Origin of the sequence: uncultured Tateyamaria sp. (assembly GCF_947503045.1) — a bacterium.
GTDB lineage: Bacteria > Pseudomonadota > Alphaproteobacteria > Rhodobacterales > Rhodobacteraceae > Tateyamaria.
The window spans coordinates 895,370-909,576 of record NZ_CANNCF010000001.1 but is presented as its reverse complement, the minus strand read 5'-3'; the positions used below and the strand labels follow the sequence as shown (position 1 = coordinate 909,576).

General features: G+C 62.9%; 18 protein-coding genes. 2 read left to right on the top strand and 16 right to left on the bottom strand.

Translation table 11 applies throughout. The features are described 5' to 3' along the window. Positions 1-33 precede the first annotated feature (33 nt). The 8 genes from tilS to Q1A89_RS04625 form a co-directional block, all read right to left on the bottom strand. Positions 34-1,281, bottom strand: a complete 1,248-nt coding sequence (tilS, locus tag Q1A89_RS04660; RefSeq protein ID WP_299724400.1) for a tRNA lysidine(34) synthetase TilS — start codon at positions 1,279-1,281, stop codon at positions 34-36. Between the two features lie 3 nt (positions 1,282-1,284). Next, complete coding sequence (locus tag Q1A89_RS04655) at positions 1,285-2,118, bottom strand: tetratricopeptide repeat protein (RefSeq protein ID WP_299724398.1); 834 nt, start codon at positions 2,116-2,118, stop codon at positions 1,285-1,287. A gap of 31 nt (positions 2,119-2,149) precedes the next feature. Beyond that, complete coding sequence (gene pal, locus Q1A89_RS04650) at positions 2,150-2,671, bottom strand: peptidoglycan-associated lipoprotein Pal (protein ID WP_299724396.1); 522 nt, start codon at positions 2,669-2,671, stop codon at positions 2,150-2,152. 102 nt (positions 2,672-2,773) lie between these two features. Further along, on the bottom strand, positions 2,774-4,102 hold the full coding sequence (tolB, locus tag Q1A89_RS04645; RefSeq protein ID WP_299724394.1) for a Tol-Pal system beta propeller repeat protein TolB: 1,329 nt from the start codon (positions 4,100-4,102) through the stop codon (positions 2,774-2,776). Continuing rightward, positions 4,099-5,214: an energy transducer TonB gene (locus tag Q1A89_RS04640; RefSeq protein WP_299724391.1), complete on the bottom strand. Its 1,116-nt coding sequence runs from the start codon at positions 5,212-5,214 to the stop codon at positions 4,099-4,101. The genes tolB and Q1A89_RS04640 overlap by 4 nt, the downstream gene beginning before the upstream one ends. Positions 5,215-5,217: 3 nt before the next feature. Then, a complete protein-coding gene (tolR, locus tag Q1A89_RS04635; protein WP_299724389.1) occupies positions 5,218-5,688 on the bottom strand; it encodes a protein TolR in 471 nt (156 codons plus the stop codon). A 3-nt stretch (positions 5,689-5,691) separates the two neighbouring features. Beyond that, positions 5,692-6,387 (bottom strand): protein TolQ, encoded by a 696-nt coding sequence (gene tolQ / locus Q1A89_RS04630; RefSeq protein WP_299724387.1) that lies wholly within the window; start codon positions 6,385-6,387, stop codon positions 5,692-5,694. 101 nt (positions 6,388-6,488) lie between these two features. Next, complete coding sequence (locus Q1A89_RS04625; protein ID WP_299724385.1) at positions 6,489-6,881, bottom strand: YbgC/FadM family acyl-CoA thioesterase; 393 nt, start codon at positions 6,879-6,881, stop codon at positions 6,489-6,491. Positions 6,882-6,946: 65 nt separating this feature from the next. Between Q1A89_RS04625 and Q1A89_RS04620 the strand changes: the two genes are divergently transcribed. After that, the gene (locus Q1A89_RS04620; RefSeq protein WP_299724383.1) at positions 6,947-7,507 is read left to right on the top strand and encodes a DinB family protein; all 561 of its coding nucleotides are present in this window, start codon (positions 6,947-6,949) and stop codon (positions 7,505-7,507) included. Between the two features lie 8 nt (positions 7,508-7,515). Here Q1A89_RS04620 and Q1A89_RS04615 read toward each other — a convergent pair whose 3' ends face one another. Genes Q1A89_RS04615 through ruvC form a run of 5 tightly spaced genes read right to left on the bottom strand, consistent with a single transcriptional unit; the run spans position 7,516 to position 10,831 of the window. After that, positions 7,516-7,953 (bottom strand): cytochrome c, encoded by a 438-nt coding sequence (locus Q1A89_RS04615; protein WP_299724381.1) that lies wholly within the window; start codon positions 7,951-7,953, stop codon positions 7,516-7,518. Positions 7,954-7,985: 32 nt separating this feature from the next. Continuing rightward, positions 7,986-8,609: a hypothetical protein gene (locus Q1A89_RS04610; protein WP_299724379.1), complete on the bottom strand. Its 624-nt coding sequence runs from the start codon at positions 8,607-8,609 to the stop codon at positions 7,986-7,988. 12 nt (positions 8,610-8,621) lie between these two features. Next, on the bottom strand, positions 8,622-9,656 hold the full coding sequence (gene ruvB, locus Q1A89_RS04605) for a Holliday junction branch migration DNA helicase RuvB (protein ID WP_299724377.1): 1,035 nt from the start codon (positions 9,654-9,656) through the stop codon (positions 8,622-8,624). A 3-nt stretch (positions 9,657-9,659) separates the two neighbouring features. Beyond that, on the bottom strand, positions 9,660-10,322 hold the full coding sequence (gene ruvA / locus Q1A89_RS04600) for a Holliday junction branch migration protein RuvA (protein WP_299724375.1): 663 nt from the start codon (positions 10,320-10,322) through the stop codon (positions 9,660-9,662). Next, positions 10,319-10,831: a crossover junction endodeoxyribonuclease RuvC gene (gene ruvC / locus Q1A89_RS04595; RefSeq protein ID WP_299724373.1), complete on the bottom strand. Its 513-nt coding sequence runs from the start codon at positions 10,829-10,831 to the stop codon at positions 10,319-10,321. The genes ruvA and ruvC overlap by 4 nt, the downstream gene beginning before the upstream one ends. 347 nt (positions 10,832-11,178) lie before the next feature. Between ruvC and Q1A89_RS04590 the strand changes: the two genes are divergently transcribed. After that, positions 11,179-11,388 (top strand): DUF1127 domain-containing protein, encoded by a 210-nt coding sequence (locus Q1A89_RS04590; protein ID WP_299724371.1) that lies wholly within the window; start codon positions 11,179-11,181, stop codon positions 11,386-11,388. Between the two features lie 107 nt (positions 11,389-11,495). Here the strand turns inward: Q1A89_RS04590 and Q1A89_RS04585 are convergent, their stop codons facing one another. The 3 genes from Q1A89_RS04585 to Q1A89_RS04575 form a co-directional block, all read right to left on the bottom strand. Beyond that, entirely contained in the window at positions 11,496-11,843 is a 348-nt protein-coding gene (locus Q1A89_RS04585) for a hypothetical protein (protein WP_299724369.1), read from the bottom strand. A gap of 109 nt (positions 11,844-11,952) precedes the next feature. Next, positions 11,953-12,822, bottom strand: coding sequence for a 50S ribosomal protein L11 methyltransferase (locus Q1A89_RS04580; RefSeq protein WP_299724367.1), 870 nt, complete (start codon positions 12,820-12,822; stop codon positions 11,953-11,955). Further along, positions 12,822-14,207, bottom strand: coding sequence for an MATE family efflux transporter (locus tag Q1A89_RS04575; RefSeq protein ID WP_299724365.1), 1,386 nt, complete (start codon positions 14,205-14,207; stop codon positions 12,822-12,824). The genes Q1A89_RS04580 and Q1A89_RS04575 overlap by 1 nt, the downstream gene beginning before the upstream one ends.

Sequence of the window (14,207 nt, the reverse complement as noted above, 5' to 3'; positions counted from 1 at the left end):
GTTGGTCTTAAGATAGAGAGGATATCGCGAGGTTCAATGCGATAATAGTGCGGCGAAAAAGGCATCTTGCCCGCCATCAAGCTCTGCCACCCAGTCCGGGTCATGGCGCACGACGGGTGCGGCGATCATGCGATCATCATACCACACCGACGGCGTAACAGCGAGGGCGGCGCGGGGCAGACCCAGCGTGCGCCAGTCCGGAATCTCGCTTAGCTGCTCATATCCAAGGGCGCGCACCTCGATATCGGGGTCATCTTCGGGGCCGGTGACAAGCCAGCGGTCGTCCCACATGTCCCCGACTTCGCAGGTGACATCCTCCAGTGTGTTGAGCTCGCGAAACACCCAGATGACATCGTTTTCGACTGTGATCTGGCAGCCCTCCAGCGTCGCCCCGCTGGCCGAGCGTACGGCGCGCATGACGGTCGCAATGGCGTCGCGGCGGGGGGGATAGGTGGTGCCCGCGATCCACGTGATGGCATGCACCATCAGGCGGCGCCCGATCTCTTCGGGCAGCATGCGAAACTTGCGCAGATCAATCGCAATGGCCCCGTAAAGCAGCGTGGCTGCATCCTGTGCGGCCAGAAACGTCTGCCAATCAAGCGCTTCGCGCGCCCGGGACATGTTCTGGGCCACGTCCACCAGCGCCTCTGTCTGCACCCCGAGGCTGCCCAGCACGGTCAGCGCGTCGCGCACCCGGATGCGTTCGAAATCGCGGTTTTCGTTGCTGGGATCTTCGCACCAATCCAGGCGGGCCGCACGCAGGTAGGTGCGCAGCGCCGAGCGTTCGACCCGCAGAAACGGGCGCACCCAGGTGATGCCATGTTGCACGCGGCGCGGTGACATCGCGCTCAGCCCATCCACTCCGGCCCCGCGCGCAAGGCGCATCAAAAAGGTTTCGGCCTGATCATCGGCGGTGTGGCCAAGGCCGACATGGGTGATCTGGTTGCCATAGGCCCAGTCCGCAATCAGCCCATAGCGCGCATCGCGCGCCGCTGCCTGCAGGTTCCCCTGCCCTTTCCAGCCGGTCCAGAATTCGACGTGATGGGGCAATTCCCAGCGCGCGCACAAATCCGTGACGAGTGCGATTTCATGCTTCGTTTCGGGGCGCAGACCGTGATCGACGGTGATCACATGCAGATCAATCGGGTTCTTTTTGGAAAATTCGACAAGGGCGGCCAGCAAGGCCACGGAATCCCCGCCCCCAGACACCGCAACCCCCAAGCGCTCCGGGAGGTGGCCCGACAACAGCTCCTCAATCGCGTCAAGAAGGGGGGCCAGCATCGCCTAGGAACAGCCGATATTGCGCATTGCGGCCTCGGCATCGGTCACAGCCGCAGCGCCAGGAAAGCGGATACCGACCTCGCCCAGGGTGACGCAGGCCTCGGTGGTCTGGCCAAGACGACCAAGGGCGTTGCCCAGCCGATAAAGCGCCTCGGCGGCCAGCGGACCCCGTTGATCAAGCGTAAAGGCCGACAGGTACGCGCGCGCGCCTTCGCGCACATCGCCCAGACCTTCGAGCGCCTCGCCGCGCCGCAACGTCGCCTCTATTGCAAGGGGGCCGCCGGGGTAGGTCTGATTGAAGGTCTCAAACTGGTCAGCGGCGGCGCGAAAGTCACGGGCGGCGAGCGCCTCCTGCGCCCGCTCGAAATCCGCCTGTTCGTTTGCCGCCAGTTGTGTTTCGGGCTGTGTGCCGGTTTCGGGGGCCGGCGCGATGGCGGGCACGCCGGGGGTCGCACCGCCACCCAATGTGGGCGTATCGCCAAGGGCGCCGATATCGCAGCCTTCTTCAAGCTCGCACAGGCGGAATTCAAGATCGCCGATGCGGTTGGTGCCATCCTCGATCACGCGCCCGATGCGGAATTCCAGCTCTTCGCTTTTGCCGGTGAGGCGCTGCAATTCGCTTTCAATGGCAGCGATGCGATCAAAGGTGTCGCCGCTGCCCACGCTTGTGCCGGTGCCGCCGGTGGTCGACAACTCCCGTTTGAGCCGCTGTACCTCGACATAAAGCACCGTCAGTTCCTGTCGGATGTCGGCAAGCGTGGCGTCGTCCTGCGCCAAGGCGGCGCGGGGCGCCGAAACACCCAGCGCCAGAACCAGAACTGCAATCAAACGCACCATCACTTGCCCCTTCTTTTGCGCCCGTGTGCGCCTAACTGCTCAGACCACCGGCCAGCACGGTCACCGCGCGACGGTTCTTGGCATAGCAGGCCTCTTCGCTGCAAATCTCGATCGGACGTTCCTTGCCGTAGCTGACCACCTGCAAGCGGCTGGATTGTACGCCCTGAGCCACCAGATAGGCCCGCGCCGCATCCGCGCGCCGCGCCCCAAGTGCGAGGTTGTATTCCCGCGTGCCCTGTTCATCCGCGTGACCTTCGATGACGGCGGTGAAATCGGCATTCTGCAACAGCCACACGGCTTGCCCGTCAAGGGTCGACCGCCCCTCGGGGCTAAGTGTCGACTGGTCCACCGCAAACAGCACCCGATCGCCAACGGATTGCTGGAAATAGGCAGGCGAGGATGGATCGGACGCGCTGCCCGCAATCCCGGCATTGGCCCCGCCATTGGCAAAGGGATCAGCCCCCGCTTCGCCGCCGCCAAAGCGGTTGGGGTTGGTACAGGCCGCCACGCTCAGTGCGGCACAGATCATCAGTGCGGAAGTTCTCAGTTTCATCGGCTCGGGCCTCTCTTGGGTTACATCGCCAAATTTCTTGGTCGTTATGTTCAGTCTTACCACGAACTGCGCGGCATGAAAATGCAGGGATGGACCTGCGACTTATGGTTGCAGCGGCCCCCATGACGGGTCAGAGCCACCTTCGGGCGTGCGCACGGGCCGCAGGTTGCGCCCGGTGATGTCCACCGAATAAAGCGTCGAGCGCCCGTCGGCCCCTTGGGTTTCGCGCGCAAACATGATCACGCGCCCGTTTGGGGACCATGTCGGCCCCTCGTCAAGAAAGGACGCGGTCAGCAGGCGTTCCTCACTGCCATCGGTGCGCATGACACCAATGTGGAACCGGCCCTTGGATTGCTTGGTAAAGGCGATCAGATCGCCACGCGGCGACCACACGGGCGTGCCATAGCGCCCCTCTCCAAAGGAGATCCGCGTCGCCTCGCCCCCGCCTGCGTTCATCACATAAAGCTGCTGCGTGCCCGAGCGGTCGCTTTCAAACACGATCCGCGCCCCATCAGGGCTGAAGCTGGGGGCGGTTTCGATGGCTGGCGTGTTGGTCAGCCGGTTTGTGACGCCCGAATTGATGTTCATCGAATAGATGTCGGTATTGCTGCCCTGGCTGATCGAATAGACCACCGTCTGCCCGTCAGGAGCAAAGCGGGGTGCAAAGCTCATCGTGCCGACCTGGCTTTCGAGCACCCGGCGCTGAACCGATCCCACGTCCAGCACAAAAATGCGTGGGAAACCGGTCTCGTAACTGGTATAAAGAACCCGATCCCCAGTCTTGGAAAAGCGTGGGGCAAGCACGATGTCTTCGCTGCCCGTCAGGTACTGCACATTGGCTCCGTCATAATCCATCACCGCAAGGCGCTTGCGTCGGTTGTCCTTGGGGCCGGTTTCGCTGACATAGACGACCCGGCTGTCGAAATAGCCGCCTTCGCCAGTGATACGGGAATAGACGACGTCGGCCACCTTGTGTGCGATGCGCCGCCAGCCATCGACGGTGCCTGCAAATTGCAGACCATCGCCCAGTTCAGCCCCGGAGAACACGTCATAAAGGCGGAATTTCACGTTGATCTGGTTGCCGTTCACGCTGACGGCCCCGGTGACGAGGGCCTGGGCATTGATCGCCTTCCAATCGGCATATTGCACCGGTGCACCAAAGTCGCTGACCTGCGAGATAAACGCGCTACTGGGCAGTTCGCGAAACAGGCCGGTGCCTGTGAGGTCGGCGGCGATGACGCGGGCCAATTGCGCTCCCATCTCGGCGCTGCCTGCGGTTTCGGCCACGAGGTCGGGCACCGCGACAGGCAGGGGTTCGATGACACCTTCGGTGATTTCGATCCTGAGCGGGCCACTTTGGGCCGCCGCAAAACCGGGGGCCAATGCGAGTCCGCCAAGGGCGACGAGCGTGCACAATATACGATAGATCATTTGATACGCATCCTTTCGGGATTGAACGTCATCTCGATTTCTTTCCATTGTCCGTATTTATCGGCCGGCAATCCATATCCGTCGCCCGCGCAGCGGATAATCGCGCGCCGCGCGGCACCAAAGGCCTGATTTGCGGCACTCTCTGACCCGCCCGAGCTGGAGGCAAGGCGGATCGAGCTGTTCACCGGTTTGCCATCAGGGGTCATGTCGACCACCACCACAACTGTGGTGCCAAGCGCCTCGGTCGAGAGCGAGCCGACATTCCAACAGCTTGAAACCGCGACGCGCAGCGCGTCCTTTTCGCCTGCGGTGAGCGGTGGGCCTTGCGGGATGTCTTCTTCGCCACCGTCAAGGGCTTCGCGCAGGGCATCGTTCACGGCTGTGTCCGTGGGCGCGGGCGCGTCTTGTGTGGTACCTTCCTGCGCGGGCGTTTCCGGCGTAGGTGTTGCAGGTTCGGCAGTGCGCACCGGCGCGCTCGGGCGCACCGATGGGGGGCGCGGCGAGGTTGTGGGCGCATTTGACGGCTCTTCGGCTTCGGTCACAATCTCGGTCGCCGCCTCTTCCGGGGCGGTCGCCTCTTGCTCTTCGGCCGGGGTGTCTGCGCCCTCGTCCTCGGTCACGGCTTCCTGTTCGACCTCATCCGGTGCGGCCTCCTCTGGGGGAGGCGCGACAGCCTCGGGGGCCACACGTATAGAAGGGCGCGGGATCGGGCGCGGCGCGATTTCGGGGACCAGTACGGCCTGTTCCTGCGGCTGGGGTTGCTCGGGCGAGACGTCGGCAATCTCAGGCTCGGGCTGAGGGGCCGGGGGTTCGGGCGCCGTTTCGGGTTCTGGCTGCACCGTCGGTTCGGGCGGTTCGGTCACGACCGTCTCATCCGGGGTTGGCGTCTCAACCGGGTCGGGTGCCACATCGGGCTGTTCGGGCAGTGCGACCTCGGTTGCGCTGTCGGGGGCCGGGCCTGCGGACAGCAACGCCTCGAAGGCGTCGGTCGAGATCACCGATACTTCGGTCACTTCAAAGGGCAAGGGTTCGGACTGGAACGTGCCGCCAAACAGCACCCAGCCGATCAGGCCGATGTGACCGATCCCCGATATGACCTGCCCGGTGTTCATCGCCTATTGGCCTTCGCCGTCCAGGGCGGGGCCACCGATATCCGTCACAAGGCCGATGTTGGAAAACCCGCCCGCATTAAGGGCACCCATGACCTCCATCACCTGCGCATAAGGCACGGCACCATCCGCGCGCAGGAACACACGGTCACTGGTGCGTTCGGCGGCGATGGCGCGCAGACGCTGGACGAGGGCTGTGCGCTCGACCTCCGTTGTCTGGATCTGGACCGAGCCGCTGGCGGTCACGGTGACAGTCAGGGGTTCCTCCTGATCGGCGGGCAAGGCCCCGGCAGCGGTCTTGGGCAGTTCGACCGGCACACCCACGGTCAGCAAGGGGGCCGCCACCATAAAGATGATCAACAGCACCAGCATAACGTCGACAAAGGGTGTGACGTTGATTTCAGACATCGGCCGTGTGCGCCCGCCGCGCCTGCGCCGCCCTGACCCGCCGTCCTTTTGAATGGTCCCCGCGCCCATGGCCTAGCCGTCCAACTGGCGGCTGAGGATGGTTGCGAATTCGTCGGCAAAGGCCTCGTAGCCAGACACGATCCGGTCGCTGTCCGCGCTCAGCTTGTTATAGAAAATCACCGCCGGGATGGCTGCCAGAAGGCCGAGGCCAGTGGCCAGGAGCGCCTCGGCAATGCCGGGGGCGACGACGGCCAGGTTGGTATTTTGCTGCTCTGCGATCTCGATAAAGGCGTTCATGATGCCCACCACCGTTCCGAACAGGCCAATGAAGGGTGCGGACGACCCGACCGTGGCCAGCACCGTCAGCCCCGCTTGCAGGCTTTCGGATTCCTTGGCGATGGCCACATCCATGGACCGGTCGATGCGCGCCGTGGCCCCGGCGATCAGCCCACCATCATCGCGGTGCGAGCGCTGCCACTCGGTCATGCCGCTGGCAAACACCTTTTCTGCCGCGCCATCCGGGTCCGGCCCGATTTGTTCATACAAACCATCCAGCGGCTCTCCGGACCAAAAGGCACGGTCAAATCGCGCTGCCTCGGCCCGGGCGCGCCGATAGAGGATCAATTTCTGAATAATGATGCCCCATGCCCAGAATGACGCGACGATCAGCATGATCATCACCAGTTTCACGACGAGAGTGGCACGTGCGAATAAGCCCCACAGTGAGAAATCAATCTCCTGCGCGAGGGCCAGGGTTTCTGCTTCCATCTACCTGCTCTTTTTCCTTGGGCCGCATTTGTCGGACCCTATTGGCGAGTAACATAAGCCAGCCGAACGTGGAAAGCTATCACTTCGGCGTCAAAACGGCCTTATTTTGCGATCATTGCGCGGATTTTCGCAGGAAGTCGGACGGGTTTTCCGCCCGTTGTCATGGTCACGGCCACGACATGCGCGCGAAAGATCACGTTGCCGTCCCGCTGCACCTCCTGATCAAAGGTCCAGCGCACGGGACCGGCAGCTTGATGGGTGGTCACCACTTCAAGCCGGTCGCCCATGCGCGCCACACTGACATAGTCCGCCTCGACCCGGGTGACGACAAAGACAATCCCATCTGCGCGCATCGCGTTTTGATCCAGGCCCAGCTGTTCGACGATCTCGGACCGGGCCCGTTCGATATAGCGCAGGTAGTTGGCGTAATAGACGACGCCCGCCATGTCGGTGTCTTCGTAATAGACGGTCACGGGAAAGCGGTGCGGTGTCATGGGCGTGCCTCTAGGTCTGTTTTGCAGGTTAAACAGCAAGGATGTGTGCGCAGCAAGGATGCGCGTTGACATCTGCGCGCTCGATCCCACCCCATGGGGCAAACGCAGCGACGGATTGGACCAACCCGATGATCACCCCCGACTATTGCCGCCTGATGAGCCGATACAATTCTTGGCAGAACACCTCGCTTGTGACCGCCGCAAGCACCCTTGATCACGAGGCCCGCTGGCAGGACCGGGGTGCGTTCTTTGGCTCGATTGCCGCCACGCTCAATCACCTGTTGTGGGATGACGCCCTGTGGTTGGAGCGGTTCGCGGGCAACGCGCGCGCCGAAGAGACGGTGAACCCGACCCTTGATGCACCCGCAGACTGGGATGGCTTCACCACCCTGCGCAGGCAGCGGGATGGCGAGATTGCCGCTTGGGCGGCAGGGTTGAAGGCGGTCGATGTCACGGGCGAAGTTACGTGGTACCCGGCAGGTGGGACAGAGCGTGTCGTCAAACCGCGCCAGCTTTGCATCATGCACCTGTTCAATCACCAGACGCATCATCGCGGGCAAGTGCATTGCATGCTCACCGCCGCCGGGGCCACGCCGGAAGCGACAGACCTGCCGATGCTCGCCTGATCGCGCGGCTATTCGCGATAGGCGGAGTGACAGGATTTGCAGCTCGCGCCCAGCGGGCCCATGCCCGCCTGCACGTCCTCAAGCGACGTGATCGACGTCGCAAGGTCACTGGCAAGCACCTCAAGCGCGCGCGCCTTGGCGGTGAAATCGTCAAAATTCTGCCAGATCGCGGGCAAAGCCTCGGATTTCGGATCGGATTCCTCTGGCGTGAACAAGGCCACGGACTCGGCCGAATGGCGCGCAATGGCGCTTGCGGCCTCACGCGCGGATGCCTGATCAAAGGCGATCTGCCCCTTGGCCATGGTGCCCAGCACTTTGACCCCGTCGGCAATCGCGCTCATCCCGTTCATACGGGCCATGACCGCTGGGTTCGTGACCCCTTTGTGGGCAAGTGCCGCTGTGGCGCAAAGCAGCGCGGCGCAGATGCTGAGCCATTTGAACGTCATGCCGGAATTCCCTTTGGGTTAGAGATTTAGACCTATTGCACAGTGCCAATCCGTGCGCTCAGCCGCAAGGCGTGGCTGGGGTCATTGGCCGCAACGGGCATCACATGATCGTAAGCGGCGCGGATCAGAGCGGCAATATCGGGCCGCAAAACCGTCGTCTCGCCCGCCACAGCCAGGGCGGAGCGGTCGCGAAAGGCGAGGTCAGACCAGAGCAGCATCGATTGCACCACTTGCGACAGGGCGAGGGTTTCGGCGGGCACCTCGCGCAGGTTTTCGTCCATCCGCAGGAACACGAAACAGGCCTTGATCGCGCCCGCCTCATCAAAGCGGAACGTGCGGTACTGATTGGCCTGGGCCTGCTTCAGGCGGTCAACCAGCGGGGCAAGGTCCGGCACGAGGCGGTCCATATTGGGCACGTCCAGCAGTTCGGACCATTCGGTAAGGAAGAACCAGATGAAATTCGCGCCCAGTTCCGGGTCGGTTTCGGCAACGGATGTGCCTGCCAACTGGCACACAGCCTCGATCGCACCCTTGATGACGCCCAGCGTCTCGTCCTCGACCCCAAAAACCACGGGCGCGAGCGGCCTGTCCCAGCGGGCAAAGGCATAAACTCCGCTTTCCCGCGTGAACAATGCCTCGATCTCTTCTGGGGTCATAGCGCGTGTCTCTCAGTCAAACAGGTCGCGGTCCGTCTTGGGCGCATCAAGGCCCAGATGCCGCCACGCCCGCGCCGCCAGCATGCGCCCGCGCGGGGTGCGCTGGATCAGACCCTGCTGCAAAAGGTAGGGTTCGATCACTTCTTCCAATGCGTCGCGGCTTTCGCTCAGGGCAGCACTCAGGGTTTCGATGCCAACGGGGCCGCCGCTGTAGTGTTCGGCCATCAGCGTGAGATACCGCCGGTCGGCCCCATCAAGACCCAGATGGTCGACACCCAGGCGGGTCAGGGCAGCATCAGCCAGTTCCTGTGTCACCCGCCCGTCGCCGTCCACCACGGCAAAGTCCACAACCCGGCGCAACAAGCGCCCGGCAATCCGTGGCGTACCGCGCGCACGACGCGCGATTTCGCGCGCACCGCCCTCCTCTGCGGGGGCACCCAGCCTGCGGGCATTGCGCTCGACAATCGTGAACAGCTCGTCCTCGGTATAAAATTGCAGGCGGGTCGGGATGCCGAACCGGTCGCGCAGCGGGGTGGTCAGAAGGCCCATGCGCGTGGTGGCCCCGACAAGGGTAAAGGGCTGCAATTCGATGCGCACGGTGCGTGCGGCGGGCCCCTCGCCGATGACGAGGTCCAGTTCGAAATCTTCAAGCGCAGGGTAAAGCACCTCTTCTACCGCCGGGTTGAGGCGGTGAATTTCGTCGATGAACAGCACATCGCGCGCCTCAAGATTGGTGAGGATAGCGGCCAGATCGCCCGCGCGCGCCAGCACCGGGCCGGAGGTCATGCGGAAGTTCACGCCCAACTCGCGCGCCATGATCTGCGCCAGCGTCGTCTTGCCCAGTCCGGGGGGGCCATGAAACAGCGTGTGGTCCATCGCCTCGCCGCGTTGCTTTGCCGACTGTATGAAGACGCGCAGGTTGGCGCGGGCCTCGGCCTGTCCGACAAAATCGTCCAGCATCTGCGGGCGCAGGGCGCGATCAAAGGCGGTTGCGTCATCCTCGGGCAAAGGGGCCGCGCGCAAGGTGGGATCAGAGCCTTCGGTCATCCCCTACCCTTTCGGTGCCAGCAGTTTCAGGGCGGCGCGGATCAGGGCGGGCGTGTCGGCATCCAGCGCCTCACCGGCGGCCTGCGCGACGGCGGCCGCGGCATCCGAGGGGCCATAGCCAAGATTGCCAAGGGCGGAGAGGGCATCGGCCTGCGCTGAGGATGGGGGGGCTAAGACCACAACCGGCTCGATCACTGCATCATCCGGCATGGCGGCAGGCGCGTCGCCGCTGGCTTGGGCCACAGTGCCGCCCATGGCCATGACACCCGGTGCCTTGTCCTTGAGGTCCAGTACGACGCGCTGCGCGATCTTGGGGCCAATGCCCTTGGCGGCCTTGACCGCGTTCCAATCGCCAAGCGCAATGGCGCGGCCCACACCGTCTGGGCCCAACGTCCCAAGGATCGCGAGCGCGGCTTTTGCCCCCACCCCCTGCACGGACATCAGCAAACGGTGCCACTCTTTTTCGGCCAGCGTCGGAAAGCCAAACAGTTGCATCAGATCCTCGCGCACCACCAGATCGGTGAAGAGCGCACAGATCTGCCCGGCACCGGGCAGTGTCGCCATCGTGCGGTCCGAACAATAGACGAGGTACCCCACACCGCCCACGTCCAACAGGATATGGTCGCTCGCGCGATAATCGATGCGGCCTGTCAATTTGCCGATCATGCGCGGGCCCGCGCGACAGCGGCGGCCAGCCCGGTTGTGCCGAAATGGGCGCCGTGATGGGCGTGACAGATGGCGATGGCCAGCGCATCCGCCGCGTCTGGGCCCGCAATCTCAACCCCCGGCAGTTGCACGCGCACCATATGAGCGACCTGGCGTTTGTCCGCGTGGCCGACACCCACAACCGTCTTTTTGACCGAATTGGGGGCGTATTCGCCAACGCTGAGGCCCGCACGGGCCGGGGCAAGCATCGCAATGCCACGCGCCTGCCCCAGCTTAAGCGTGCCAGCGCCGTCCTTGTTCACGAATGTCTGCTCGACCGCCGCCGCTTCGGGGGCATGTGCGGCGATGATTGCGGTGAGTTGATCAAACAGGCTGAGCAGACGCAGCGACAGGTCTTCACCGGTTGAGTCGCAGATTCCATTGGCCACATGGCGCAATCTGGGCCCATCGGCATCGATTATGCCCCAGCCCATGTGTCGCAGACCCGGATCAATCCCTAAAATGCGCATGATTTTCTGCCTGCCCCTGCCTGCCTTGTGGCTTTTTCAACGCACTAGCACGAAAGGCGAACATCCGCCAAGTGTTAACCGCCAAGGCCCCGTTGCAAGATTGAGGCGTCACGGACGCGTTACTTTCGCCCCAAGTGGGGCAAAAACGCCATTCAGAGGTCGGAAATCGACAGTATGGCAGCGTTAAATTTTCCTTATTGTACAAAACGTTAACCGTGAAACCTGATATGCACGAAATGCATGGCGGGCATGACTTTTGCGCGCTTGTCCCACGTTCACATACTGCCTAAATCCTCATCACAACGCCGAATGGTTCGGCGCTGATATATCGAGATAAGGACTGCACAATGGCTGCTTTCGACACCACCCGCCCCGCATATGGCGCTGCTCCGGTTGCAGGCCACGTCAAAGGTTTCATGTCCAACTTGATCGCCAACGTGATCGCTTGGAACGACGCACGCGTAACACGCAAAGCGCTGAATTCACTGACGGACCGCGAACTGGAAGATATCGGCCTCGTACGTGGCGATATCGACTCCGTGGCCATCGGCCGCTGATATAGCGACCGACCCAACGGTTACAAAACAGCGCAAAGCCGCGAGACCCGATCAGGGCTCGCGGCTTTTTCATTTGGAGGGTCGTTTTTTACTCGTTAACGAAAAATTCAGTCGATCAGCGGCTCAAGGAAGCCTGACAGGAATGCTGTCACGGGTTCGATTTGCATCAACCATGCCCCGCCCTGTTCCAGCGCACTGCCCTGGTTCAGTTTGGCCACCCGTTCGTTGTAGGTAATCTCGCTCAGCGAGGCGAGCATGATGGCCTTGAACACAAAGAAGCCGAAGACAAGGGCGAGCAGACCCTTGATCGGAAAACCGCGGCGCAGCGCGCGGTTGGGTTTGATAACAATCAGCCCGTCAGAACGCACAGCTGTGGTGAACCCATGGGACATGGCCGCATGCTTGCGGCCCAGGGTCGAAATGCGTTTGTTGAAATCAGCTTGCGAGTCTCGCATGACAGCCTCGATCACTCCGTAAACAGCCCCCACCGTTTGACCAGATCAAGATGCGATTGAATTGTGGCAAAATCTGGGCAAATGCGGAAAATGCGTCAAAAAACTGGGGTTAATTATGGCTTTTCTGCAGTGTCAGCGTCGTCCAGTCACCAATCTGTTCGCGGTGCACAAGATTGTTTCCGCACCCCACATAAATTTCCAGCACAGCGTCGGCCTGTTCGTTCAAAATGCCGGACAGAATCGCATATCCTCCGTCTCCGAGTCGCGCGCTCAGGTCGGGGGCGAGGGCGATCAGCGGCCCCTTGAGAATATTGGCAAAAATCAGATCGTAAGGGCCTGACAGGTCCGGGTGATCGAACCCGGCCGCCTCGACCACACGCACGCGGTCTCTCATGCCATTTGCGGCCAGATTGGCCTCGGCCACCTCGACCGCCTGTGCGTCTATATCGCTGGCCATGACCGGGTCCGGCCAGATGGCCGCCGCCCCCATTGCCAGCACCGCAGTACCGCAGCCAATATCGACCACGCTTTGGCCCACAAACCCCGCATCCGCCAGCCGGTCCAGCGCGCGCAAACAGCCAAGGGTGGTGCCGTGATGCCCGGTGCCAAAGGCCATCGCCGCCTCGATCAGCAGCGCGTGTTTGCCCGTCGGCACCTTGTCCACATCATGGCTGCCATAGACAAAGAACCGTCCCGCCTCGACAGGCGCCAATTCGCGCCGCACATGGGCGACCCAATCAGTTTCCGGCAGTTCCGAGATGTTGAACGGTTTGGCGCCAAAAGCCGAGGCAAGCAGCATCAGCGCGGTCTCATCCGGTGGGTCGGTGAAATAAGCACCCACCTCCCACAGGCCCGAGCCGTCCTCGACCTCGAACACACCGACGCCCGTGGGGGCCTCGTCCAGCTCTTCGAGCGCGGTGCCCAGCCTTTCTGCGGGCGCTTTCCCGATCAGGGTTGTGAGGGCGGTCCATGTGGGCATCAGCGTCTCCGGTATCTGTCGAGGTTGGGCCATGGGCGGGCCACGGGGTGTGCAATATGCGCCTCGGGCCCAAGTTGAGCGACATAACGCCAGCCCCAGAGCGCGGCAAGCCCCCCCATCAGCGCGCCGGCCGCCGCCTGCCCGTAGATGACGCCGGTGGCCCCGAACAGGCTGGCCAGCAGCGCGGCCAGTGGCCAGCTGAGCACACCGTCCTTGATCCAGCCGACAAGGGTCGAGCGGCCCGGTTTGCCCAGGTTGTTGAAGGCCGCGCTGGACACATACAAACCACCGGTAAAGATGAACGCCCCTGCCCCCACCAGTGTGAAGGCGCGCAACACGTCCGCCCCCTGCCCGTTCAAGCCAAAGGCGTCGATCACCAGTGGGGTCACAGCCAAAAGCACCCCCCACGTGACCAGCGTGTAGACCCCGCAAAAGATCAGCGCATCGCGGTACGTACTGCGCAAACGGTCATATTGCCCGGCTCCGAGGTTCTGACCAAAGATGCCGCCAATCGCGCCCGACAGCGCAAAGATGCCGCCAAAGGCCAGCACGGTCAGGCGCCCCACAACGGCCCACGCGGCGACTGCGTCATCGCCAAACGGGGCCATGACGATAGTCAGGAAATAGTTGCCCGCAGGGGTCGCGAGTTGGGAGGCGATGGCAGGCAATGCGACGCCCATATAGGGGCGCCACGTGTCGCGGACCCCGGTCCAGTCCGGGCGCGCAATCAGGTTGTGCTGATAAGCGGCAAAGAACAGAGCAAGGCCCATCAGGCAAAAGCGGAACAGCACCAGACCAAGGGCCGCACCATCGAGTCCCCAGCCCCACCAGATGATAAAGATCGGGTCGAGCACCATCAGCAGCGCCCCGGAGCCCAGCGTGATATACATCGCCTTGGCCCCGTAGCCTTCGGCCCTGAGCGTTCCCGAGGCGGTCAGGGCCACGGCCATGGGAACCAGAGATGGCACGGTGAACAGCAGGTAACGCGCCGCCAAACGCGCCGTTTCGCCCGTGGCCCCGGCCAACGCGACAAGCTCGTGGCGTATCAGAACAATAAGCAGCGCAATCGCCCCTTGAACGGCACAGGACATCGCGATGGCGGCCCCGGCCTGACGGCGGGCGGCAACTCTGTCCCCCTCGCCGATCCGGCGCGACACAAGCGCAGTGGCTGCGATCATCATCCCCACACCGGACGAGACGGAAAAGAACTGGATCGCATAGGCAAAGCCGATAGCCGCCACCAATTGCGGCTGGCCGAGTTGCGAAATCCAGAGCAGGTTGGCCGCATCAACCAGAAAGACGAATGTGATGCCAAAGGCCCCTGTTGCTGTCATCCGAACCACGTGCCCCATGGTGGACCCGGTCAGAAAGCGCCCTTGCGACAT

Coding starts and splice junctions, on each gene's coding strand:
- tilS (WP_299724400.1), bottom strand. CDS start 1,281: ATGCTGGCCCCCCTTCTTGACGCGATTGAGGAGCTGTTGTCGGGCCAC.
- Q1A89_RS04655 (WP_299724398.1), bottom strand. CDS start 2,118: ATGGTGCGTTTGATTGCAGTTCTGGTTCTGGCGCTGGGTGTTTCGGCG.
- pal (WP_299724396.1), bottom strand. CDS start 2,671: ATGAAACTGAGAACTTCCGCACTGATGATCTGTGCCGCACTGAGCGTG.
- tolB (WP_299724394.1), bottom strand. CDS start 4,102: ATGATCTATCGTATATTGTGCACGCTCGTCGCCCTTGGCGGACTCGCA.
- Q1A89_RS04640 (WP_299724391.1), bottom strand. CDS start 5,214: ATGAACACCGGGCAGGTCATATCGGGGATCGGTCACATCGGCCTGATC.
- tolR (WP_299724389.1), bottom strand. CDS start 5,688: ATGGGCGCGGGGACCATTCAAAAGGACGGCGGGTCAGGGCGGCGCAGG.
- tolQ (WP_299724387.1), bottom strand. CDS start 6,387: ATGGAAGCAGAAACCCTGGCCCTCGCGCAGGAGATTGATTTCTCACTG.
- Q1A89_RS04625 (WP_299724385.1), bottom strand. CDS start 6,881: ATGACACCGCACCGCTTTCCCGTGACCGTCTATTACGAAGACACCGAC.
- Q1A89_RS04615 (WP_299724381.1), bottom strand. CDS start 7,953: ATGACGTTCAAATGGCTCAGCATCTGCGCCGCGCTGCTTTGCGCCACA.
- Q1A89_RS04610 (WP_299724379.1), bottom strand. CDS start 8,609: ATGACCCCAGAAGAGATCGAGGCATTGTTCACGCGGGAAAGCGGAGTT.
- ruvB (WP_299724377.1), bottom strand. CDS start 9,656: ATGACCGAAGGCTCTGATCCCACCTTGCGCGCGGCCCCTTTGCCCGAG.
- ruvA (WP_299724375.1), bottom strand. CDS start 10,322: ATGATCGGCAAATTGACAGGCCGCATCGATTATCGCGCGAGCGACCAT.
- ruvC (WP_299724373.1), bottom strand. CDS start 10,831: ATGCGCATTTTAGGGATTGATCCGGGTCTGCGACACATGGGCTGGGGC.
- Q1A89_RS04590 (WP_299724371.1), top strand. CDS start 11,179: ATGGCTGCTTTCGACACCACCCGCCCCGCATATGGCGCTGCTCCGGTT.
- Q1A89_RS04585 (WP_299724369.1), bottom strand. CDS start 11,843: ATGCGAGACTCGCAAGCTGATTTCAACAAACGCATTTCGACCCTGGGC.
- Q1A89_RS04580 (WP_299724367.1), bottom strand. CDS start 12,822: ATGCCCACATGGACCGCCCTCACAACCCTGATCGGGAAAGCGCCCGCA.
- Q1A89_RS04575 (WP_299724365.1), bottom strand. CDS start 14,207: ATGTCGCAAGGGCGCTTTCTGACCGGGTCCACCATGGGGCACGTGGTT.